General features: G+C 40.6%; 19 protein-coding genes, 1 tRNA gene and 1 riboswitch. Of the genes, 1 reads left to right on the top strand and 19 read right to left on the bottom strand.

The features are described from left to right. Positions 1-230: 230 nt before the first annotated feature. The 19 genes from LJE09_RS07595 to LJE09_RS07505 all read right to left on the bottom strand — a co-directional run bounded on the left by LJE09_RS07595 (position 231) and on the right by LJE09_RS07505 (position 21,152). Positions 231-318 (bottom strand) — tRNA-Ser (locus LJE09_RS07595). 175 nt (positions 319-493) lie between these two features. Continuing rightward, positions 494-1,207 (bottom strand): lysophospholipid acyltransferase family protein, encoded by a 714-nt coding sequence (locus LJE09_RS07590; RefSeq protein WP_118574733.1) that lies wholly within the window; start codon positions 1,205-1,207, stop codon positions 494-496. Between the two features lie 18 nt (positions 1,208-1,225). Continuing rightward, positions 1,226-1,783, bottom strand: a complete 558-nt coding sequence (locus tag LJE09_RS07585) for a hypothetical protein (protein WP_025578488.1) — start codon at positions 1,781-1,783, stop codon at positions 1,226-1,228. Positions 1,784-1,785: 2 nt separating this feature from the next. After that, a complete protein-coding gene (gene gyrA / locus LJE09_RS07580) occupies positions 1,786-4,359 on the bottom strand; it encodes a DNA gyrase subunit A (RefSeq protein ID WP_022380443.1) in 2,574 nt (857 codons plus the stop codon). Between the two features lie 19 nt (positions 4,360-4,378). Continuing rightward, a complete protein-coding gene (gene gyrB, locus LJE09_RS07575; protein WP_008707973.1) occupies positions 4,379-6,304 on the bottom strand; it encodes a DNA topoisomerase (ATP-hydrolyzing) subunit B in 1,926 nt (641 codons plus the stop codon). A 197-nt stretch (positions 6,305-6,501) separates the two neighbouring features. Further along, entirely contained in the window at positions 6,502-7,353 is an 852-nt protein-coding gene (gene rsmI / locus LJE09_RS07570; RefSeq protein WP_008707974.1) for a 16S rRNA (cytidine(1402)-2'-O)-methyltransferase, read from the bottom strand. Positions 7,354-7,393: 40 nt separating this feature from the next. Beyond that, positions 7,394-8,134 carry a tRNA1(Val) (adenine(37)-N6)-methyltransferase gene (locus LJE09_RS07565; protein ID WP_055150956.1) on the bottom strand — a complete coding sequence of 247 codons (741 nt, stop codon included), beginning with the start codon at positions 8,132-8,134 and terminating at the stop codon, positions 7,394-7,396. After that, positions 8,127-9,026, bottom strand: a complete 900-nt coding sequence (locus LJE09_RS07560) for a PSP1 domain-containing protein (RefSeq protein ID WP_025578483.1) — start codon at positions 9,024-9,026, stop codon at positions 8,127-8,129. The genes LJE09_RS07565 and LJE09_RS07560 overlap by 8 nt, the downstream gene beginning before the upstream one ends. A gap of 1 nt (position 9,027) precedes the next feature. After that, positions 9,028-10,017: a DNA polymerase III subunit delta' gene (holB, locus tag LJE09_RS07555; RefSeq protein WP_008707979.1), complete on the bottom strand. Its 990-nt coding sequence runs from the start codon at positions 10,015-10,017 to the stop codon at positions 9,028-9,030. Between the two features lie 52 nt (positions 10,018-10,069). Next, positions 10,070-10,657 (bottom strand): guanylate kinase, encoded by a 588-nt coding sequence (locus tag LJE09_RS07550; protein ID WP_008707981.1) that lies wholly within the window; start codon positions 10,655-10,657, stop codon positions 10,070-10,072. A gap of 10 nt (positions 10,658-10,667) precedes the next feature. After that, entirely contained in the window at positions 10,668-12,134 is a 1,467-nt protein-coding gene (locus LJE09_RS07545) for an aminotransferase class I/II-fold pyridoxal phosphate-dependent enzyme (protein WP_173702036.1), read from the bottom strand. Positions 12,135-12,251: 117 nt separating this feature from the next. Then, positions 12,252-12,941, bottom strand: coding sequence for a response regulator transcription factor (locus LJE09_RS07540; protein ID WP_020993338.1), 690 nt, complete (start codon positions 12,939-12,941; stop codon positions 12,252-12,254). Next, positions 12,938-14,080 carry a sensor histidine kinase gene (locus tag LJE09_RS07535; protein WP_020993339.1) on the bottom strand — a complete coding sequence of 381 codons (1,143 nt, stop codon included), beginning with the start codon at positions 14,078-14,080 and terminating at the stop codon, positions 12,938-12,940. The genes LJE09_RS07540 and LJE09_RS07535 overlap by 4 nt, the downstream gene beginning before the upstream one ends. A gap of 237 nt (positions 14,081-14,317) precedes the next feature. After that, complete coding sequence (gene metK, locus LJE09_RS07530) at positions 14,318-15,499, bottom strand: methionine adenosyltransferase (protein WP_008707987.1); 1,182 nt, start codon at positions 15,497-15,499, stop codon at positions 14,318-14,320. A 162-nt stretch (positions 15,500-15,661) separates the two neighbouring features. Further along, a riboswitch (SAM riboswitch) is annotated at positions 15,662-15,763 on the bottom strand. Between the two features lie 98 nt (positions 15,764-15,861). After that, on the bottom strand, positions 15,862-17,154 hold the full coding sequence (locus LJE09_RS07525) for a UDP-N-acetylglucosamine 1-carboxyvinyltransferase (protein ID WP_008707990.1): 1,293 nt from the start codon (positions 17,152-17,154) through the stop codon (positions 15,862-15,864). Between the two features lie 216 nt (positions 17,155-17,370). Then, positions 17,371-17,883, bottom strand: a complete 513-nt coding sequence (locus LJE09_RS07520) for a shikimate kinase (protein WP_022380404.1) — start codon at positions 17,881-17,883, stop codon at positions 17,371-17,373. A 51-nt stretch (positions 17,884-17,934) separates the two neighbouring features. Beyond that, on the bottom strand, positions 17,935-18,525 hold the full coding sequence (locus LJE09_RS07515; RefSeq protein WP_008707992.1) for a flavin reductase family protein: 591 nt from the start codon (positions 18,523-18,525) through the stop codon (positions 17,935-17,937). A 34-nt stretch (positions 18,526-18,559) separates the two neighbouring features. Then, positions 18,560-20,230 carry a putative manganese-dependent inorganic diphosphatase gene (locus LJE09_RS07510; RefSeq protein ID WP_008707993.1) on the bottom strand — a complete coding sequence of 557 codons (1,671 nt, stop codon included), beginning with the start codon at positions 20,228-20,230 and terminating at the stop codon, positions 18,560-18,562. 13 nt (positions 20,231-20,243) lie between these two features. Then, positions 20,244-21,152 carry a S1 RNA-binding domain-containing protein gene (locus LJE09_RS07505; protein ID WP_022380403.1) on the bottom strand — a complete coding sequence of 303 codons (909 nt, stop codon included), beginning with the start codon at positions 21,150-21,152 and terminating at the stop codon, positions 20,244-20,246. Positions 21,153-21,437: 285 nt separating this feature from the next. Between LJE09_RS07505 and LJE09_RS07500 the strand changes: the two genes are divergently transcribed. Further along, the gene (locus LJE09_RS07500) at positions 21,438-22,094 is read left to right on the top strand and encodes a GTP pyrophosphokinase (protein ID WP_020993340.1); all 657 of its coding nucleotides are present in this window, start codon (positions 21,438-21,440) and stop codon (positions 22,092-22,094) included. Positions 22,095-22,425: the final 331 nt, after the last annotated feature.

Here is a 22,425-nt window from a genome sequence, read left to right as displayed (position 1 = left end):
GAATTTTCGAGAATCGTATGTGTTTCACTGTTTAGTTATCAAGGTTGTCTGTCTTGCGACAGCTTGTTTATTTTATCATGTTGTTTTTGATTTGTCAAGAACTTTTTAAGTTTTTTCAAATCTTTTTTCAACCGATTTACTGTTTGTTGACAGCTTGTTTACTTTATCATAGTTTCAAGTGTTTGTCAACATCTTTTTTTATTTATTTTTTGTTTTCCAAAAAATAAAAACGGAGAAGGAGGGATTTGAACCCTCGCGCCGCGTTAGCGACCTATACCCTTAGCAGGGGCACCTCTTCGGCCTCTTGAGTACTTCTCCAGACTCCGAACTAATAGTTCAATATTAAATTCGAATGCACTTTGGAATCTCCCGAAGCGCATTTGTAATTATATGTAAAAAAACCTGTTTTGTCAACAGGTTTTTTTACTTTTTTTCATATTTTTTATTTTTACCCTAAAATCCGGTTTCAGGACTTGCAAATTTCATACTTCCATCAAGAAGTATACTGTGTTATTGTCGCTTCGATACGTTTTTTTACCTCTGCTGCAATCTCTGTTGTTTTCATATCTTTATACTCATCATAGTATATGGGTTCCAGAAAATGTACCTGCACTATAAGTTTTTTGACAGATCCCGTATCAAACGCTTTATAAGAATCAATCAGTGCTACGGGTACGATCGGACATTTTGATTTCGTTGCAGCTTTAAAACTTCCACCTTTAAATTCCTGCGGATGATTGCCGTCTTTGCTTCTGGTTCCCTCGGCAAAAATCAGATAGTTTCTTCCTGCCTTTACTTCTTTGATAACATTAATGATTACCTGCATAGATTGTTTGACATCATCACGGTCAATCATAAACGCTTTCATGCATGCAAATACCTGCTTCAGAAATGGTACGTTTGTCAGCTCTTTTTTTGCCACTACCGAGAAAGGTACCGGACACACCTGTATGATTGCAAGTACATCAAATAATCCCTGATGATTGGGAAAGAAAATAAACCCATTTTCTTTTGGAATATTTTCCATACCATGACCGTCAATTACCAGATTACCGCCTTTCACTGCTCTGTTATCTACATATTTAAGAAGCTGATATCTCTGTTCTTCACTGTAACGTTCTGCATGCGATGCATACCAGCATAACTTAAACCATCCATATGGAACAAAAAAGAGATTTCTAAATACCATCAGTAATATTCTTTTCATTTTTTTGCCCTCGATATATTACACTCCTGCTTTTTCCGAAATTTTGTCTTCATATCCCGGATTTTTCTTGATAAATGTTTCATATGCTTTGGTATACGTCTTGTAAGCATCTGTCTTCATAAATTGGACATATGCTGTAGCCGCCTGAGTTTTCATATCATCTGTGATCTGTGATGGTGCCATGATATAATAAGTTTTATCCTGTTTACCAACCATATAAGTTTCAACACATGGATATTCCTGATCATCCTCCAGGATCAGATTGTAGGTTATGTATACATAACTGTACTTGTCATTTTCAGAAAGGATCTCACAATCCTGAACAGATACTTTCTTAGGATTATGTGCCGCAAAATATTTGAGTGTTGCTGTAATCTCTGTCTGAAGATCTGCTTCTGTATTATCTGCCTGGTTATAGCACTCCTTCACTTTCTTTTCTTTCCCGTCAGTATAGGACTGAATCAATTCCTCTGTTACTTTTTCCGGTGATTTATGACTCACTCCCCCGCATCCTGCCACACAGAGTGTCAGTAATACCAACACTCCGGCTGCAAGATATCTGTACCATTTCTTCATGGTTATTCCTCTTCCCCTCTGTTCTCATCCTGTGTCTCCTGATCTGTCGGCTGATCAGATTCTTCTGTTTCTGCACTGTCCGTAATTTCCACTGCTGCCTGCTGTGCATTTGTATCTTTTTCTTCTTTATCTCTCACTTTAGCTACACTGGCTACAGTGACACCCTCTGTAAGATTGATCAGTTTTACACCCGATGTAATTCTTCCAAGAATGGAAATATCAGCGCAGGCGATTCTGATGATAATACCTTCCGTAGTGATCAGCATTACTTCATTATCTTCATTTACAGCTCTTGCTCCGATTACATCACCGGTTTTCTCGGTAATCTTATAACATTTTACACCTTTACCGCCACGATTCTGACAGGTAAATTCGCCCATAGAAGTACGTTTACCCATACCATTTGCAGAAACTATCAGCAGACAATCTCCCTGAGAATTCAGCTGCATTGCTACCACTTCGTCTCCATCATCGATATTCATACCGCGTACGCCCATAGAAGTTCTGCCTGTACTTCTTACATCTGTTTCTTTAAAACGGATACACATACCATCTTTTGTAACAAGTATTATATCCTTCTTATCATCTGTAAGCTTAACCTCGATCAGTTCATCATCATCACGCAATGTGATAGCTGCCAGTCCGTTTTTACGCACATTCGCATATTCTTTAATCGGTGTTTTCTTTACCAGGCCATTCTTCGTAGCCATCATCAGATAATGACCATCTTCAAATTTGCGGAGCGGGATTACTGCAGTGATGCATTCCCCCGGCATAAGCTGTAACAGATTAATAATCGCAGTTCCTCTTGCAGTACGTCCTGCCTCCGGAATCTCATATGCCTTCAGACGATATACCCTTCCTGTATTTGTAAAGAACATCAGATAATGATGGGTAGTTGTCATCAGAAGTTCTTCAATGTAGTCATCCTCAAGAGTCTGCATTCCCTTAATTCCTCTTCCACCTCTGTTCTGGCTTCTGAAATTATCTACTGTCATTCTCTTAATATATCCAAGTTTGGTCATTGTGATCACTGTATTCTCTCTCGGAATCAGATCCTCTGTAGAAATATCGTATACATCATATCCGATAGAAGTCTTTCTGTCGTCTCCGTATTTCTCTGCAATTGCAAGAATTTCTTCCCGAATCACGCGAAGAAGAAGACTTCTGTCCGCAAGGATAGCCTCGTATTTACGGATTTTTTCCATTAAATCAGCATACTCTGCTTCCAGCTTCTCTCTTTCCAGACCTGTCAGAGCACGCAGACGCATATCTACGATTGCCTGTGCCTGAACATCTGTCAGTTCAAAGCGATCCATTAACTCCTGTTTTGCGATCTGCACATTCTGCGAAGCTCTGATAATACGGATCACCTCATCAATATTGTCCAGTGCTTTCAGCAGACCTTCTAAAATGTGAGCTCGCTCTCTTGCTTTATTCAGGTCATATTTCGTTCTTCTGGTCACTACATCTTCCTGATGAGCCAGATAATATTCCAGCATCTGTTTCAGGTTTAATACCTTCGGTTCCAGACTTCCGTTATTCGGAATAAGTGAAAGCATATTTACGCCAAAAGTATCCTGTAACTGCGTATGCTTATACAGTAAATTCAAAACTACATTTGCATTTGCATCCTTGCGCAGATCAATACAGATTCTCATTCCCTCACGACTGGAATGGTCATTCAGGTCTGTGATTCCGTCAATCTTTTTATCTCTTACAAGTTCTGCAATCTTTGAGATCAGACGCGCTTTATTTACCAGATACGGAAGCTCTGTGACAATAATTCTGGACTTTCCGTTTGGAAGAGTCTCAATATTTGTCACTGCACGTACACGAATCTTACCGCGACCTGTTCTGTATGCTTCTTCAATCCCTCTTCTTCCAAGAATCGTCGCACCTGTAGGAAAATCAGGACCTTTTACAATATCCAGAATCTCTTCCATAGTCGTTTCGCGTTGTTCTTCAATGATATTGTCTATAATCTTGACAACAGCATCCACAACCTCTCTCAGATTATGAGGAGGGATATTGGTAGCCATACCTACTGCAATACCTGAAGTTCCGTTCACCAGAAGATTCGGATAACGGGACGGCAGTACAACCGGCTCTCTCTCTGTTTCATCAAAGTTTGGCTGGAAGTCAACAGTATCTTTGTTAATATCTGCCAGCATTTCCATGGAAATCTTACTCAGACGTGCCTCAGTGTATCGCATGGCCGCTGCCCCGTCACCATCTACGGAACCAAAGTTTCCATGTCCGTCTACCAGCGGATATCTGGTAGACCATTCCTGTGCCATATTTACAAGTGCTCCATAAATAGAACTGTCACCATGTGGATGATATTTACCCATTGTATCACCGACAATACGCGCACATTTACGATGCGGTTTGTCAGGACCATTATTCAGTTCTATCATGGAATACAATACACGTCGCTGAACCGGTTTCAGACCATCTCTTACATCAGGCAGTGCTCTGGAAGCGATAACGCTCATGGCATAGTCAATATAAGAGTCCTTCATGGTCTTTTCCAGATCCACCTCGTGGACTTTGTCAAAAATATTATCTTCCATTTATCTATTCTCCCTATTATCAGATATCCAGATTCTTTACAAATCTTGCATTCTCTTCAATAAATTCACGTCTCGGCTCTACCTTGTCACCCATCAGTGTAGTAAATGTAAGGTCAATCTCAGAAGTCGCAGCCTCATCCATGGTAACCTTAAGCAGGATTCGTTTCTCAGGATCCATTGTCGTCTCCCAAAGCTGGTCTGCATCCATCTCTCCAAGACCTTTATAACGCTGGATCTTGTTATTTCCGTCACGTCCGATTTCTGTCAGAATCTGATTCAGTTCATCATCGTCGTATGCATACCATACTTTCTTGTTCTTCTCCACCTTGTATAATGGCGGCTGTGCAAGATACACATATCCCTGTTTGATAAGCTCAGGCATAAAACGATACAGGAAAGTCAGCAGAAGGGTTGCGATGTGCGCACCATCGACATCGGCATCAGTCATAATAATAATCTTATGATAACGAAGTTTACTGATATCAAAATCTTCATGAATTCCTGTTCCGAAAGCTGTGATCATAGCTTTGATCTCTGCATTTGCATAAATCTTATCCAGACGTGCTTTCTCTACATTCAGGATCTTACCTCTCAGTGGAAGGATAGCCTGTGTTACACGATTTCTGGCTGTTTTTGCAGAGCCACCGGCGGAATCTCCCTCTACAATGTAGATTTCACAGTTCTCAGGATTCTTATCTGAACAGTCTGCAAGCTTTCCAGGAAGTGACATATTATCAAGTGCTGATTTTCTTCTGGTCAGATCACGAGCCTTACGTGCAGCCTCACGTGCTCTCTGTGCAAGAACTGATTTCTCTACTGTAGTTTTCGCTACTGTTGGATTCTGCTCAAGGAAAATCTCAAGCTGCTTGCTCACCACGCTGTCAACAGCCCCTCTTGCTTCACTGTTTCCAAGCTTCTGTTTTGTCTGACCTTCAAACTGGGGATTCTCAATCTTAACACTGACGATTGCAGTCAGACCTTCGCGGATATCATCGCCACTCAAATTGGGTTCACTGTCTTTAAGCAGCTTGTTCTTTCTGGCATAATCATTGAACGTCTTTGTCAAGGCATTTCTGAAACCTACAATATGAGTACCACCCTCAGGTGTATTAATATTATTTACAAATCCATAGCAGTTCTCTGTATAAGAGTCATTGTGCTGCATGGCAACCTCTACAGACACACCGTTCTGCTGTCCTTCGCAGTAAATGATTTCCGGGTAAAGCGCTTCCTTGCTTCTGTTCAGATAGCTTACAAATTCACGGATACCACCTTCATAATGGAAAACTTTCTCTCTTTCCATTCCTTCTCTGGTATCTTTAAGAGAAATCTTCAATCCCTTTGTCAGGAATGCCATCTCTCTCAAACGCTGTTTCAGAATGTCATAATCATATACTGTTTCCTCAAATATTTCTTTATCCGGAAGGAAGACAACTGTTGTTCCGGTCTTATCCGGCTGGCAGTCTCCCACAACCTTCAGAGGATACATAGTTTTACCGCGTTCATATCTCTGCTGATAAATCTTACCTTCATGATAGATCCTTACTTCAAGCCATGTGGAAAGTGCATTTACTACAGACGCACCTACTCCGTGAAGACCACCGGATACCTTGTACCCTCCGCCTCCAAATTTACCGCCGGCATGAAGAATGGTAAATACTACTTCTACAGCAGGAATCCCTGCTTTATGATTGATTCCTACCGGAATACCACGTCCGTTATCTACAACTGTGATAGAGTTGTCCGGATTAATAACTACCTGAATCTCTGTACAAAATCCTGCCAGTGCTTCATCAACCGCGTTATCTACAATCTCATAAACCAGATGATGAAGACCTCTGCCGGATGTACTTCCGATATACATACCTGGTCTCTTTCGTACGGCTTCCAAACCTTCCAGAATCTGGATTTGATCCGCTCCGTATTCTGTATTTTCTCCGCCCATTTCTTTCCTCCTGTTATATATACTTATCACCAGAATATATCTGAAAACCCCTGCGTGAAAATTATAGACAGGTTTTCAAATATATTCTGGTATCTGGACATAATAATACAAATTTATTATAGCACAAAAGCCCGTTCCTTGCCACAGCCTGAATAAAAAAGAATCCCCGAAAACGGGAATTCTTCTGTATGTTAATCTTATTCTTCGGTTTTATTGATGAGGTACTGATAGACATCTCTCTTCGTCATTCCTCTGTCATTTGCTACCATTTTCATAGCTTCTTTTCTTGAATGTCCCTGATTTTCATAGATTTCCATGTGTTCTTCTATGGTAATTTTTTCCCAGGATGCCTTCTGTTCCTCTTCCATCTCCTGTCTGCTTCTGCCTTCAATCACAAGCACGCACTCTCCAAGCGGCTTCTCTGTCTGATAATAGAGGATCAGCTCCTCGATAGTCGTATGGAATGCAGTCTCATGTCTTTTCGTCAGTTCCCTGCAAAGAGTCATTCTGCGATTTCCGAGAGTTTCCTTCAATTCCTCCAGAGTTCTTACCAGTCTGTGAGGAGCCTCATAGAGAATGATAGTTCTCGTTTCATTCTTCAGTTCTTCCAGAATCAGTTTTCTTTCTTTTTTATCTGCCGGAAGAAATGCTTCAAAAGCGAATCTTCTGGTTGGAAGTCCGGACAGAGTCAGGGCAGTGATACAGGCAGCAGGTCCCGGAAGAGAAGTTACTTCAATCCCCGCTTCATAACACATTGCCGCAAGCTCCTCTCCCGGATCTGAGATCCCCGGAGTTCCCGCATCTGTGATCAGTGCAATATTCTGCCCTTCCTGCATTTTACTGATCAGAACATATGCCTTATCAATTTTGTTGTACTCATGATAACTGGTCATAGGTGTTTTTATATCAAAATGGTTCAGCAGTTTAATACTGTTTCTGGTATCCTCTGCTGCAATAAGATCCACTTCTTTCAATGTTCGAAGTACCCGGAGTGTAATATCCTCCAGATTTCCTATGGGTGTTGCACATAAATACAATTTACCACTCATAATTTGTTTCCTCTCATATTACTTTGCAAATAAAATTCGGTTAAATCATATCATAAATCTTCAGTATATTTTCTGTATAGACTCCCGGCTCTTTATATACGATCAGAGGAGGTTCCACTGTAACTCTGGAATTTCCTCCCTTTAATGCCTCGATCAGAACCATGTTTGGTTCTCTGTCTATGTATGGATATACAAGCTGCATCCTTTTCGGTTCCAGACGATACTTTGTGAGAACATTCATAATCTCAGCCAGTCTGAACGGTCTGTGAACCATATAAAATCTTCCACGTTCTTTCAGAACCTTTGATGCCTGGCTCACCACATCCTCCAGATTACAGAGTACTTCATGTCTGGCAATTGCTTTTGGCATATCCGGATTGCGAAGTCCATGCTGTCCAATCATATAAGGCGGATTACTTGTCACTACATCAAAAGAAGCTGCCCCAAAAATATCAGCAGCCTCCTTAATATCACCCCGTACGATCTCAACATCGTCCTCCAGATGATTATATCTGACACTGCGTCCGGCCATATCTGCACACTCTTTCTGAATCTCAAGACCTGTAAAGTGTTTCCCATTTGTTTTGGTTTTAAGCAGGATCGGGATAATTCCCGTTCCTGTTCCCAGATCCAGAGCAGTCTCACCCTTTTTTACTTTTGCAAAGCCGGAAAGAAGAACTGCATCCATCCCAAAACAGAATTTATCCGGATCCTGTATCACATAATATCCGTTCTGAAGATCATCTATACGTTCATTATCTTTTACCAGCTGATCAGTCATTTAATTTGGAATCTCCTTTTTTATCTTCCAGATTTCCAAGTTCTTTTAATTCTTTTTCAGAGACTTTGACTTTCTTCTTTCTCGGTCTGAATTTCAGGTCATCTACCGGAAATTCCTGAATTTCTTTCTCGTCATTGATCTCTACAATTACCTTTACACGTTGACGAAGCACGTTTACACTGTGTACAGTTCCGGTAAGCCCATCCGGAGTTGTAACTGTATCTCCCAGTCCCGGAAGCTTTTTATTCAGCTCTTCATATGTTTCCTGCTCGTTCTTCAGGCAGCACATCAACCTTCCGCACACACCGGAAATCTTTGTCTGGTTAAGGGACAGGTTCTGCTCTTTTGCCATCTTTATGGATACAGGTGCAAACTCAGACAGATATGTGTGGCAGCACAGACATCTTCCGCAGATACCGATTCCTCCCAGAATCTTTGTCTCATCGCGAACACCAATCTGGCGAAGTTCGATACGCGTTTTAAAAATTGCTGCCAGATCTTTTACCAATTGGCGAAAATCAATTCTGCCGTCAGCAGTGAAATAAAACAGCACTTTATTATTATCAAATGTATACTCTGCATCTATCAGTTTCATTTCCAGACCATGTTCACGAATCTTCTTCTGACAGATTTTAAATGCCTCTCTCTCTCTGACTCTGTTCTGTGCCTCTCTCTCGTCGTCCTCCTTTGTTGCCACACGAAGAACTTCTTTGAGAGGGTGAACAACATCTTCCTCACCTACTTCTCTTGGTGCAAGTACGACTTTCCCGTATTCAATTCCCCGGGCTGTCTCCACGATCACGTGATCGCCTGTTTTAATTTCATAATCTTTAGGACTGAAATAATAAATCTTGCCTACATTACGAAATCTCACGCCTACTACTTTTGTCATTCTATTTCTCCCTGATCGTCAGGAACAGCAATTCAAATGCCAGATCAAAATTAACATTTGCTTTCAGACGTACCTTTGTCTTCTGAATAGAATCCAGAATGTTCTCCAGATTCTCGTAGGAACGCTGCTTTGCCTGTTCTCTGATAAAATTAATTTCCTGTTTAAATACCAGATTGTCAATCTCCTGTGTTGCCTTAAACATCAGGACATCTCTGAACCAGAACTGGAAAATATCCAGATAATCGTTGATATTCTGTTTGTCCTCAGAAAGACTCTTAATCGCATCTGACAGTTCATAAACTTCCATGGTGTTTGCATATTTAAGAATCCTCAGTGCATTCTGAGTCATCTCTGCAAACTCCTGAGAAGTAGCTGCTTCTTTTGCCCTTCCAATACTGCCCTGTGCAAAGGATGCGTCAATCTCCGCCTGGTAATCCGGAACATGAAGATGCTCCATCAGATATTTCTTTACAAGACCGTCATCCACTACCTTCAGATCAAGACGAACACATCTTGACTGAATAGTCGGCAGCAGTCCCCCGATATTATTAGTCAGCAAAAGAATCACTGCATATTCCGGCGGCTCTTCAATTGTTTTAAGAAGAGCATTCTGTGCCTGTGGTGTCATAAGATCTGCATCTGCAATAATATAAATCTTGTAAGGACTGTAATATGGTCTGATATCTATATCATTGATCACCTGATCTCTGATCTCGTCAATTGTGATCGTTCCGGGTTTCTCATGACTGACCATAATAATGTCCGGATGATTCTTACCCATCGCCTTTTTGCAGGAGTCGCATTTCTGGCAGGGTTCTGTACCTCCGGCCTCACACTGAAGTGTTGACGCAAAAGTCCCTGCGAGGAGCTTTTTACCAGAACCTGGTTCGCCGGTAAAAATATAAGAATGCGATATTTTTCCTGATTCTATTGCATTTTTTAAATGTCCGATAATCTCTTCGTGTCCGATAATATTGTTAAATCCCATCATAAGAATCACCTCACCAGTCCGTTTTGTAAGATATTATACCATAAAAGAAGAACTATTGCACAGACTTTATATAATTTGCGATTTCTTTCACACAGTCATCAAGATTTATATTCTGAAAACGTTTCTCTATCCCTGCGTTCAGAATATTTTCCTCTGAAAAATCCGACTGATCTGCAATAAATCTTCTGCACATTTCCTCATATCTTGGATTTTCCTGTTCTCTCTCTCTATTAAGAGCACGACTCAGTCTTTCTCCATCTTCTACCTGGACATAAACAGGACAGACTGCATCTTCCCCATAGTATTTACGCATCTTTTTAAATGACTCCAGAGTACCGATTCCCAGATAATCGGAATCTGCAAGGTTCACCTGACCATCATCTGCAGTGAAATAAGTCCATATCCCATAAACCGTATGATATGCTCTCTCCTCGATAAGATTTCCGTTTTTTCTGAATTCTTCCAGTTTTCCGTCATCTACAAAATAATAATTTTTTCCATCCTGCTCTCCTGCCCTGATCGGGCGGGTTGTATACAGAATAAGTGTTTTCAGATTCAATTCTTTATGTGCGGCCAGAAGTGAATAGATTCTGTCTTTTCCGGATGCACTCTTTCCCATGATGTAAAAAATCTTTCCCATATCTGTTATGTTATTCCTTTGCCGGACTGTATTCTTCCTGTCCAATTTCATTTCGGGCAGCTACGCAGATTGTTTCAGCAGATGTATCACTGAGTCCCTGTACTTCCAGCCCCTGTTCCATGTATCTTCTCACATTTCTTACAAATTGTCCAGTTATCTGCTCTCCCGGCACAATAATCGGAATTCCGGGCGGATACAGATAAGCAAACTCTGCACTGACTTTGCCAACACTTTCTTTCAGAGAATATCGCCTTTGCTGCGCATCCACTGCCTGAGAAATTGTCATAAGCTGTGTCATTCTCGCATGAGAAGTATGATACTGCGATTCCTCCGACTCATCTGTTTGCTGTATCTCTGCATCAATCTCTTCAATTGCAGTACACAGTCTCTCAAATCCCTCTTCTGTATCTCCCACTGCTGCAATTCCAAGAACATATTTCTCAGCCGCCATTTCCATTTCAATGTGATATCTGTCACGAAGTATCTGATGGAGAAGGTGTCCGTTAACAGAAGTTCCGACTGTGGAGAACAACAGCTTGGATCTGTCAAAATCATAGATTCCACTGCTTTCGATCATAGAACCTTCGATCAGTTTTATTTTTTCACACTTTGAAAGACGCTGTCTGGCCTTCTCCAGATTGAAGGTAAATTCACGAAACATTTGCTGCCCGTCTTTTCTCAGTTTATCCATACATGCATCCATACTCGCCATCAGAATATACGACGGACTGCTGGTCTGGTAAATCCCCATAAATCTCTTTATCTTTTCCACATCTGCCATATCACTGCATATATGAAGCACCGCCGTCTGAGTCATAGATGGCAGCGTTTTATGGAAACTCTGTATTACAATGTCAGCTCCCAGATCAGCAGCAGACACCGGAAAATATTTAGAATAATGAAGATGTGCACCATGTGCTTCATCCACAATAAGAGGAATCTTATGTCTGTGTACAACTTCTGCAATTGTCTTTATATCAGACACAACGCCGTCATAGGTAGGCGAAGTAAGCAGAAAAGCCTGCACATCCGTATTTTCTTCCAGATATCTTTCCACACGTTCAGGGGAAATTCCTCCGTTTATCCCCAGTCTCTGATCTTCATGTGGATAAATATAGACCGGCTGAAGCTCACGTAAATACACTGCATGGTAAACAGCCTTGTGACAGTTCCTCGCGACAAGTATCTTCCCACCTTTATTTACACTTGCACTGACTGCTGCCAGAAGAGCCGCCGTACTTCCATTTACACTGAAGAAACATTTCTTTGTCCCATAAATCTGAGCTGCATATTCCTGTGCTTCTTTCAAAATTCCTTCCGCATGATGAAGATTGTCAAATCCTGAAATCTCTGTAATATCTCTCTCAAAAAGAAAATCATCTGCTGAAGATGCCCGGTTTCTCTTATGCCCCGGCATGTGAAACGGATAATAGTCAGACTGCCCATAGCTTTCTAATTTTTTATATAATCTTTCCATTTTTTTCCTTTTTATACTATTGTGCCAACAAGTTGATTTCTCGAACAATCTTGCGTTCCAAATTTCCCACTGATTATTGCCTTTTCGTGCCTGAAATATGGAACTTCCCTGATTCAGTTAAACTTTAAATCTGTATCCTACGCCCCAGATTGTTTCAATATACTGAGGTTTTGCAGTATTAAATTCAATTTTCTCCCGGATCTTCTTGATATGGACAGTGACTGTTGCAATATCTCCCACAGATTCCATATCCCAGATTTCCCGGAACAACTCTTCCTTGGTAAACACTCTGTTCGGATTCTCTGCAAGGAAAGTAAGCAGATCATATTCCTTGGAAGTAAATGTTTTCTCCTCTCCGTTTACCCATACGCGGCGTGCAGTCTTATCAATCTTGATCCCGCGGATCTCCACAATATCATTTTTGCGTACATTGGAACCGATCAGACGATTATATCTGTCCATATGTGCCTTGACTCTGGCTACCAGTTCACTTGGACTGAATGGTTTTGTCATGTAATCATCTGCCCCCAGTCCCAGACCTCTGATTTTATCTATGTCATCTTTCTTTGCAGATACCATGATGATAGGAGTATTTTTTTCCTGTCTTACCTGCCTGCAGATATCAAAGCCATCCACTTCCGGAAGCATCAGATCCAGAATAATCAGGTCAAACTCCTCATTCAGCGCACGCGTCAGTCCGGTGTCTCCTCTGTTGCAGATTTCAACTTCAAATCCGGAAAGCTCCAGATAATCCTTCTCCAGATCTGCAATTGCCTCTTCATCTTCTATAATTAAAATTCTGCTCATTTCATTGGTACCTCCTGATACTTTCTAAGTACAAAATACATGATTGTGCCGATTCCAAGCCTGCTGGTTGCCCAGACCTTTCCTCCATGATCCTCCAGGATCTTTTTTACAATGGAAAGACCGATTCCGCTTCCTCCCTTGGATGAATTTCTCGACACGTCTGTTCTGTAAAAACGATCAAAAATAGACGGCAGATCCTTTGCTGCAATTCCCTTTCCATTATCTTCAATTTCAACCTGAATAAAATCTCCCACATCCTTTATGCGAATCTGGATGATACCTTTGGGTTTATCCATATATTTGATAGCATTGCTGATAATGTTATGAATAACACGCCGAATCTGTTCTCCATCTGCGATCACCTGCACATTATCCTCAACATAATTGGCATATACCAGTTCAATTCCTCTCGTTTCCAGTTCCAATCCTACTTCTTCTGCGCAATCACTGAAATAATCTTCTACATTCAGTTTACTGAAAGTATATGGAATTCTGTTGGTATCAATCTTTGAATAAAAAGTCAGTTCATTGATCAGATGATCCATCTCATTCGTCTTATTATAAATAGTCTTCACATAACGGTCTATTTTCTCCGGCGTATCCGCTACGCCGTCCATAATCCCCTCTACATATCCCTTTACCGCTGTGATTGGCGTCTTAAGATCATGAGAAATATTGCTGATAAGTTCTTTATTTTCTTTATCCATAAGAACTTTCTCTTCTGCTGATTCCTTCAGCCGCTTTCTCATCTCCTCAAAATCCCGGCAAAGTTCCGAAAACTCATCGTCACCATCTACTTCCAGAACAAAATCAAGATTTCCCTCCTTGATATTCTGAGTGGCTTTCTTTAATTTAACCAGCGGTGTGGCAATACTTCTGTAAATCCATAATCCAATAGATAAAGCTGTGAATACTAATATTACCGTCGCAGTAAACAGCAGATCTTTTGCAATAATTCTTACCTGTGTCTGGCTGTGGGTGGATTCCCCTACTGAAATATCATACACCACTTCCGAGGAATCCTTTGTCTGCTGTGCAAACTTTGTATGACCTAATCCGTACAAAGTTGCCGAAAATAAAAGCAGAGGAACCAGAATACTCATACCGAATCCAACTATAATCCTTGTTTTTAACTTCATCCCGATCATCCTTTATCTGTTGATTTATAAGGTTTCTATAATTTTGCCCTCTGCAAGCATTATATCATAAAGTCTGTTTTACATATCTAAATTTTCTATAAAAAGAACAGGAATCATCTGTCCTGTTCTTTCAGATAATTCCTGTTTTATCCCATTGCACTGCAATTTTTGTGATATTCTGTAATTATTCAGCATTCCACTGTCTGTGCAAGTACTGAACAGTTACGATTTTCTTATTTAAGCAAGGTATTTTTTAAGGTCATCAACTTTATCCAGATGCTCCCATGGAAGGTCTACATCCGTACGTCCGAAATGTCCATAAGCAGCTGTCTGTCTGTAAATCGGTCTTCTCAGATCAAGCATCTTGATAATTCCCGCCGGGCGAAGGTCAAAGTTCTCACGAATGATCTCAACCAGCTTTGTATCAGAAAGTTTACCGGTTCCGAATGTTTCTACGTGGATAGATGTCGGATGAGCAACACCGATCGCATAGGAAAGCTGAATCTCACATTTATCTGCAAGACCTGCTGCAACAATATTTTTTGCAACATAACGTGCAGCATACGCTGCGGAACGGTCTACCTTTGTACAGTCTTTACCGGAGAAAGCACCGCCGCCATGACGTCCGGTTCCACCGTAAGTATCAACGATGATCTTACGTCCGGTAAGTCCGCTGTCACCATGAGGTCCGCCGATCACGAAACGTCCTGTTGGGTTGATGAAATATTTTGTGTTCTCATCTACCATATCTGCCGGAATGATCTCATCGAAAACATATTTCTTAATGTCCTCATGGATCTGCTCCTGAGTTACATCCGGATCATGCTGTGTAGAGCATACTACTGCATCGATACGGCTTGGTTTTCCGGCTTCATCATATTCTACAGTAACCTGTGTTTTTCCATCCGGTCTTAAATATTTTAATGTACCGTCTTTACGGATCTTCGTTAACTGACGTGCAAGTTTGTGTGCCATGTTGATGGCATATGGCATATACTCTTCTGTCTCATTGGAAGCATAACCAAACTGGATACCCTGGTCACCTGCTCCGATGGCATCAATTTCATCTTCACCCATTTTTGCTTCAAGAGCTTTATCTACGCCAAGAGCGATATCAGCAGACTGTTCATCGATTGCTGTGATAACTGCACATGTATCAGCATCAAATCCATATTTTCCACGTGTATATCCGATTTCACGGATAGTATCTCTTACGATTTTCTGGATATCAACATATGCATTTGTTGTAATCTCACCCATAACAAGTACAAGACCTGTAGTTGTAGCAGTTTCACATGCAACACGACTCATAGGATCTTTTTCCATAAGAGCGTCAAGAATAGCATCGGAAATAGCATCACACATTTTATCCGGATGGCCTTCAGTTACAGATTCAGAAGTAAATAAAATTTTCTCCATTGTGTTCTCCTTTTTTATTCATTTACAATTGTTTCCCGACCGCAGAATAACCCGCAGCCATTTATGTACTGTATCAACAGATTATTTCTCTCCGCTGATACTTTTCCGTTAACAAAAAGAAACAGCCCGAAGTAATCGGACTGTCTGATTATCTCAACAATCCTCTTATTGTTCGATCACTCGCTCAGGTTGGCACCTTCCTACACAAACAGGGGTTGCCGTGGCTTCGCAGATCCTTTGTATCTCCACCACTCTGAATAAAAGGCTATTACTAATTATTAACTTGCATTAATTAAGATTGCTGCATACCATACAATATACTTAACCCTTACAAATGTCAAGTAATTTTTTGGTATTTTTTATCATCCCACCCTGAGACGGAATTTCTGGATTTCTTTCTCATTGGATACTCTCTCAATCTCAGCACCGAGAGATCTCAGCTTATCTTCAAAATTCTCGTATCCTCTCTGGATATATACGATATCATCAACAACTGTGATTCCATCTGCTGCAAGACCTGCGATCACCAGGGCTGCACCTGCACGCAGATCCGGTGCACTTACTCTCGCACCTGTAAGCTTCTTCACACCATCAATAATTGCTGAATTTCCCTCAACTTTGATGTTTGCTCCCATACGTGAAAGTTCGTCCGCATACTTGAATCTGTTCTCAAAAATACTCTCTGTTACAATACTGGTTCCCTCTGCAAGTGCCAGAGTTACAGCAATCTGTGGCTGCATATCTGTAGGATATCCGGGATATGGAAGAGTCTTTACATGAGTACGGTGAAGTCTCTTTGGTGCACGTACACGAACTGCATCATCAAATTCCTCAACCTCACATCCAATTTCTTCAAGTTTAGCCGTAGTTGCTTCCAGATGCTTCGGAATTACATTCTTAACTGTTACATCTCCGCCTGTTGCTGCCGCAGCAAACATAAATGTACCTGCCTCGATCTGATCCGGAATAATAGAATACTCTGTACGGTGGAGCTTCTCCACACCTTTAATACGGATCACATCTGTACCTGCACCTTTAATATTTGCCCCCATACTGTTCAGGAAGTTGGCAACGTCAACTACATGCGGTTCTCTTGCGGCATTTTCCAAAATAGTACGTCCCGGAGCCAATGAGGCTGCCATCATAATATTGATCGTTGCACCTACAGAGACAACGTCAAGGAAAATATGGCTTCCATGAAGTTCATCTGCTTTCGCAACAATTGCTCCATGCATGATATCTACATCTGCACCAAGCGCTCTGAATCCCTTCAGATGCTGGTCGATCGGACGGCTTCCGATGTTGCATCCACCTGGAAGCGGTACCTCTGCATGTTTATACTTACCAAGAAGTGCTCCCAGCAGATAGTAGGAAGCTCTGATCTTCTTGATATATTCATAATCAACACTTACATCTCCAATTGTAGATCCGTTAATCTTCACAGTAGATTTATCAATACGGTCTACCTGTGCTCCAATACCAGCGATCGCTTCAAGCAATACATTGATATCCCTTACATCCGGCAAATTCTCTATCAGAATCGTCTCATCAGTCATTATGGCTGCTGCAAGAATAGCAAGTGCCGCATTCTTGGCACCGGCAATCTCAACTTCACCGACTAAAGGGTTGCCTCCTTTTATAACATACTGTTCCATATCACACCTCTTATTTATTTTCACTCCATGAGCAGAATTAATGGTCACTGTTCACTCTGTTTTTCGTTTTCTGCGAACATGTAACTTCTGTTTCAAATGCATATATGTTTATACTAAACGATCATCCTATTTTAAAGTCAGTTGTATATTATATCATATATTTATCATTTGTAAACAAAAATTATTTACCACTGTCCTTTTCCCGAGCTGTAATAATCACTTTCCCTGCTCTTTGATATGTATTATCTCCAGAATTGCCCGAAGACTTTCATCCAAATCTTTCCCCTCTTCATCAATGGTAATATCTGCATATTTCTCGTACAGAGGTACACGTTCCTCATACAGATCTTTCAGGCTCTGACCGTCCTTTAACAGAACTCCGCGGCCTTTCAGATTTCCCAGTCTTTTGGATAAAGATTCCAGTGATAATTTAAGATATATAACCTTACCTATAGACTTCAGATGTTCCATTGCCTCATCACAGTAAATAACACTTCCGCCGGGTGCAATGACCGTATCTGTCACATGAATGTCTGCATTAACCTGATTTTCAATTTCCTTAAATTTTTCCGGTCCGTCCTGCTCTATGATCTCTGAAAGCTTTCTTTTCTCCTGTTTCTGTATCAGAAGATCCGAATCCAGAAATTCATATCTCAATGCTTTTGCAAGAATAACTCCTATTGTACTTTTCCCTGAACCGGGCATTCCTATTAATGTCACATTATTCATGTTTATGTCCTTTCATTTTATCATACATTGTCTGCGTCTGCAAATTGCGGATTACTGTTTCTTTTTTCCGGATTTTTTCTTCTTTTTTTTAACGCTGTATCCAAATGTTCCCAGTTTTTTACCAATTCCCAGATATTCACCATGAGAATACACCAGAGGTTTCGCATCATTCAGATGAAATTTCTTCTTCTCGTCCATATACTGCGGATCAGCATGAACTGCAAGCACATCCGCCAGAAACATATGGTGGGAACCCAATTCCAGAACCTGCCTTACTTTGCATTCAATACTCACCGGAGATTCTGCGATCATGGGAACTTTCACAAAATCCGCCTTCTCTTTGGTAAGCTTCATTTCTTTAAATTTATCAACATCCCTGCCGGAACGGACTCCACAGTAATCCGTTGCATATGCCAGTTTCTCTGTTGTCAGATTTATTACAAATTCTCCCGTCTTTCTGAGCATATCATAGGAAAAACGGGATGGCCGCACAGAAATAGACACCATCGGCGGATTCGTGCAGACAGTTCCTGCCCATGCAACTGTAATAATATTGTCATTCCCCTCTCCGTCAGAAACACTTACCATAACTGCCGGAAGTGGATAAAGCATATTTCCTGCTTTCCAGGTTTCTTTTTCCATTTCTTATTATCCTCAGCTATTCTGTCTGCTGCCATCAGTTGTAATCGTTCTGTCCGGCCTGTGCAGCTTCCATAAGTGCCGGAATCAGCTGTTTCTTACGTGAAACAACGCCTTTCAGATCAAATACACCATCCTTTGGCTCCATATGGAAAGCAATACGTGCCATTTCCTCACTTCCCTCACCATAATAGAGAAGCTCTGTAGATTCCTCAATAATATTGGTAAGCATAAAGAATACGCGGGTAACACCATGACGGCCACACTCGCTGACCATAAACGGAACCAGACGCTCTTTGATTTCTGCCAGCTCATCGCTGTCCATAGAACTGATCTGTCCAACACCAAAGTTGATCTCATCCTCAGCAATAAATTTCTTATAATCCTGATAGAAAATTTCTTCCGGTGATTTGTCTTTCAGGTTACTTCCTGCTTTAAACATCTCTTTTGCAAACTGCTCAATATTGATTCCTGCAATAAGTGCCAGCGCACCTGCCGCCATCTTGTCAGATAATGTGCAGGTAGGTGAACGAAACATCAGTGTATCTGAAATAATCGCAGCACAGAGAAGCCCCGCAATACTCGGTGAAATCTCAAGTTTCTGCTCCCCATACATTTCATACAGAATCGTTGCTGTACATCCGACCGGCTGATTTCTGAAAGAAATCGGTACCATAGTTTCCAGAGAACCCAGTTTATGATGGTCAATAATCTCCACGATTTCAGCTTTATCGATATTGTCAACTGCCTGATCTTTCTCATTATGGTCCACAAGTGCTACTTTTTTCCTGTGCATATCCAGGAAATTTCTTCGGGAAATTGTTCCGATACATTTTCCCTTTTTGTTAATTACAGGGAACGCACGATGACGGTGTTTGATCATCTCATTCTGAATATCATCCGTAAAATCCTCTGTATTAAAAGTAACCAGATTATCTGTTTTCATAATATACCGTACAGGAATACTCTGGTTGATCAGTCTTGCGATCGTAAATGTATCATACGGAGACATAATAATTACAATTTCTCTCTCATGAGCAAGCTTTATCACCTTTTCGCTGACTTCAATTCCCATACCAACGATAATACAGCTAACATTCTGCGCAATCGCCTGAAGATGATCCTCTTCTCTGTCTCCCATGATTATCAGGTCATCCGGTTCAATATAGGCTTTGAGCATTTCTGGATTTGCAGTTCCCACCAGAACTTTTCCTTTTGTAAAATATCCATGCTCATTTCCCTCTACTACGGTACCTGCAATTGTCTCGGCAATTCTTCTGTACTGTGTCTTCGCTCTTGACAGCAGATAACTGTCTGTTGTATCCATATAAGTCTTAGCAATATCACCGATTGTGATCAGACCTTCCAGCTGTCCTTCTCTGTCTCTGATCGGAAGAGATACGATACTTTTCTCCATCATCAGATCCCATGCATTTTTCAGGGACATACTCTTATCAGCTTCCGGACTCATACGGATATCCATATCTTTTATCTGTGTTCCAATGTTAGACAGATATCCCGGCGGCTGCATGCCGAAACGATTTAACACATATTCTGTTTCTTCATTGATCTGTCCTGCACGCTTTGGAATGTATTTCACCTTCTGAGAAGTCCTGTTTTTGATGTCCGCATAGGCAATTGCTGAACAGATGGAATCCGTATCCGGATTCTTGTGACCTATTACAAATATTTTTTCCTGATTTCTCATACAGATTCTAACCTCAATTATCTAATTTAATGTTTGCAAAAAGTGCGCCAAGAGATGTGGAAGCCTCTTCCTTTGAATCCGGAAGCTCGATCACTTCCTCCTCAATTTCCTTAGCCATCATATCTGTTGCCTCTTTGATGCTCAGACTTAATTTTCCATCTTTGACAGCAGTTACTTTTACCTTTACTTTATCTCCAACTGTCAGAACTTCTGATGGTTTCTTAATTCTCTTCTCACAGATCTGTGAAATATGAACCAGACCTGACAGACCATTTCCCAGATCTACGAATGCACCATATGGCTGTAAGCTCTCAACAACACCTTCTGTTACAAGTCCGACCTGCACATTGGAGATTTTTGTTTTTCTCTCCTCTTCTGCTTTTTCTCTTAATATTTCCTTTGCAGAGAGAATTAATCTTCCTTTCTCTTTATCAATATCGAAAACCTGAACCTGGATTGGTTTGTTCAGATATTCGTTTGTATCCTCCACATAATTCAGGGCAAGCTTTGAGGCGGGAATAAATCCACGTACACCTTCTACATAGGCGATCACGCCGCCATTTACAATGCCTTTTACCACCACATCAATTACTTCTTTTGAATCCTTTAATTCTTTCAGCTTATCCCATGCAAGCACATCTGCTGCTTCTGTTCTGGACAACAGAATATTTCCATTTCCATCGTCTTTACTCACAACAGTCGCAGAAACTTCATCTCCCACATTCACCTGTTCCTTTAAAGAAAATCCCGGTTCTCTGCTGTAATCCTCTGCCGGAATAATGCCTTCCGCATAATACTTCAAATCTACCACAACTTCTTTTTCATCTACACTGATGACAGTTCCTGTAAGAATATCCCCTTCTTCAATTTTCTTAAAAGAGGCTTCCAGTTCTGTTTCGTAATCTTTCATTGATTCAGCCATTATCTGTTTTCTCCTTTACCTGGAATAAATGTAACTCTTCTCCATCTGTTACAGGATACTGAACAGTTACAAATAGAGTATATTATGTCAGCTATTTTCAAACATTATAACACAATCACTTTAATAATGGAAATCTGAATTTTCATACAGATAGTTCACACAAACAGATATTTATATGTTACAATAATATCATCAACCAACTATAGCAAATCTATAAACAAGTCCCCTGTGAGATTACAAAAATCAACGGGGAACTGCCTGTATCAGGAAAGGATATTATTATACATGAATTATGATTCTGTCCCCTTGAGGGATTTTAAAGAACTGAATGACTGGGAGACAGTTATTTTTGTCTATCAGTCTGCCCTTAAACAGGTAGAAACAAAGATCGATATTCTAAACGGTGAATTTCAGCACAGACATAAATACAATCCAATCGAACATGTAAAATCCAGAATCAAAACTCCGGAAAGCATTGTAAAAAAACTGAAACGACATGGATATGAATCCAGTATCGAGAACATGGTACGCTATGTAAATGACATCGCAGGAATCCGTATCAGCTGTTCCTTTACATCTGATATCTATCTGATCGCAGATATGATTTCCAAACAAAATGACCTGACGATCCTTGCAAGACGTGATTATATGAAAAATCCTAAAAAGAGCGGTTACCGCAGTTATCATATGCTGGTTACCACACCGGTCTTTCTCTCCGACAGTATCATTGATACCAAAGTAGAGATTCAGATCCGCACAGTTGCACAGGATTTCTGGGCGACTCTGGAGCATAAGATGCATTACAAATTTGAGGGAGACGGACCTGACTATATCACAAAAGAATTAAGAGAATGTGCGCGATATGTAGCAGAACTGGATACCCGCATGGAAGAACTCAATAATGAAATCCAGAAATATGGAAAATTATCAGATAAAAAATAAAAAATCCCCGTAAAACGAGGAGTGCCCCGGCAGTGGTTTACCGGGGCTATTATTATGAAAAAAATTTATGTGTAATGATAACACATTACAACGTCTTTCGTAGGTTCTTTCGAACTATCTATATAGTAGCAATCATTTATGAATAAATTATGAACTTGCAGTTAACTTTTCGTTTATTTGCACAATTATTTTATATTTTTTAATATTTTTTTATAGAATTACCACATATTTATAGTTCTTGCTTTATTTTATGCTTGTCTATCTTGTATATCTCCCATAATCTTCCATAACTATTTCGTCTCTTCACAGTTACGATTTGAGAATGAGCAGA

It is taken from the genome of Blautia sp. DFI.3.45 (genome assembly GCF_020593505.1).
In the GTDB taxonomy this organism is placed as follows: Bacteria; Bacillota; Clostridia; order Lachnospirales; family Lachnospiraceae; genus Blautia_A; species Blautia_A wexlerae.
The sequence above is the reverse complement of the archived record's forward strand: the minus strand, read 5'-3'. Positions and strand labels throughout refer to the sequence as shown.

Bases quoted from the DNA above. Each gene is read 5' to 3' on its own strand.
- LJE09_RS07590 (WP_118574733.1), bottom strand. From the start codon at position 1,207: ATGAAAAGAATATTACTGATGGTATTTAGAAATCTCTTTTTTGTTCCA.
- LJE09_RS07585 (WP_025578488.1), bottom strand. From the start codon at position 1,783: ATGAAGAAATGGTACAGATATCTTGCAGCCGGAGTGTTGGTATTACTG.
- gyrA (WP_022380443.1), bottom strand. From the start codon at position 4,359: ATGGAAGATAATATTTTTGACAAAGTCCACGAGGTGGATCTGGAAAAG.
- gyrB (WP_008707973.1), bottom strand. From the start codon at position 6,304: ATGGGCGGAGAAAATACAGAATACGGAGCGGATCAAATCCAGATTCTG.
- rsmI (WP_008707974.1), bottom strand. From the start codon at position 7,353: ATGAGTGGTAAATTGTATTTATGTGCAACACCCATAGGAAATCTGGAG.
- LJE09_RS07565 (WP_055150956.1), bottom strand. From the start codon at position 8,134: ATGACTGATCAGCTGGTAAAAGATAATGAACGTATAGATGATCTTCAG.
- LJE09_RS07560 (WP_025578483.1), bottom strand. From the start codon at position 9,026: ATGACAAAAGTAGTAGGCGTGAGATTTCGTAATGTAGGCAAGATTTAT.
- holB (WP_008707979.1), bottom strand. From the start codon at position 10,017: ATGATGGGATTTAACAATATTATCGGACACGAAGAGATTATCGGACAT.
- LJE09_RS07550 (WP_008707981.1), bottom strand. From the start codon at position 10,657: ATGGGAAAGATTTTTTACATCATGGGAAAGAGTGCATCCGGAAAAGAC.
- LJE09_RS07545 (WP_173702036.1), bottom strand. From the start codon at position 12,134: ATGGAAAGATTATATAAAAAATTAGAAAGCTATGGGCAGTCTGACTAT.
- LJE09_RS07540 (WP_020993338.1), bottom strand. From the start codon at position 12,941: ATGAGCAGAATTTTAATTATAGAAGATGAAGAGGCAATTGCAGATCTG.
- LJE09_RS07535 (WP_020993339.1), bottom strand. From the start codon at position 14,080: ATGAAGTTAAAAACAAGGATTATAGTTGGATTCGGTATGAGTATTCTG.
- metK (WP_008707987.1), bottom strand. From the start codon at position 15,499: ATGGAGAAAATTTTATTTACTTCTGAATCTGTAACTGAAGGCCATCCG.
- LJE09_RS07525 (WP_008707990.1), bottom strand. From the start codon at position 17,154: ATGGAACAGTATGTTATAAAAGGAGGCAACCCTTTAGTCGGTGAAGTT.
- LJE09_RS07520 (WP_022380404.1), bottom strand. From the start codon at position 17,883: ATGAATAATGTGACATTAATAGGAATGCCCGGTTCAGGGAAAAGTACA.
- LJE09_RS07515 (WP_008707992.1), bottom strand. From the start codon at position 18,525: ATGGAAAAAGAAACCTGGAAAGCAGGAAATATGCTTTATCCACTTCCG.
- LJE09_RS07510 (WP_008707993.1), bottom strand. From the start codon at position 20,230: ATGAGAAATCAGGAAAAAATATTTGTAATAGGTCACAAGAATCCGGAT.
- LJE09_RS07505 (WP_022380403.1), bottom strand. From the start codon at position 21,152: ATGGCTGAATCAATGAAAGATTACGAAACAGAACTGGAAGCCTCTTTT.
- LJE09_RS07500 (WP_020993340.1), top strand. From the start codon at position 21,438: ATGAATTATGATTCTGTCCCCTTGAGGGATTTTAAAGAACTGAATGAC.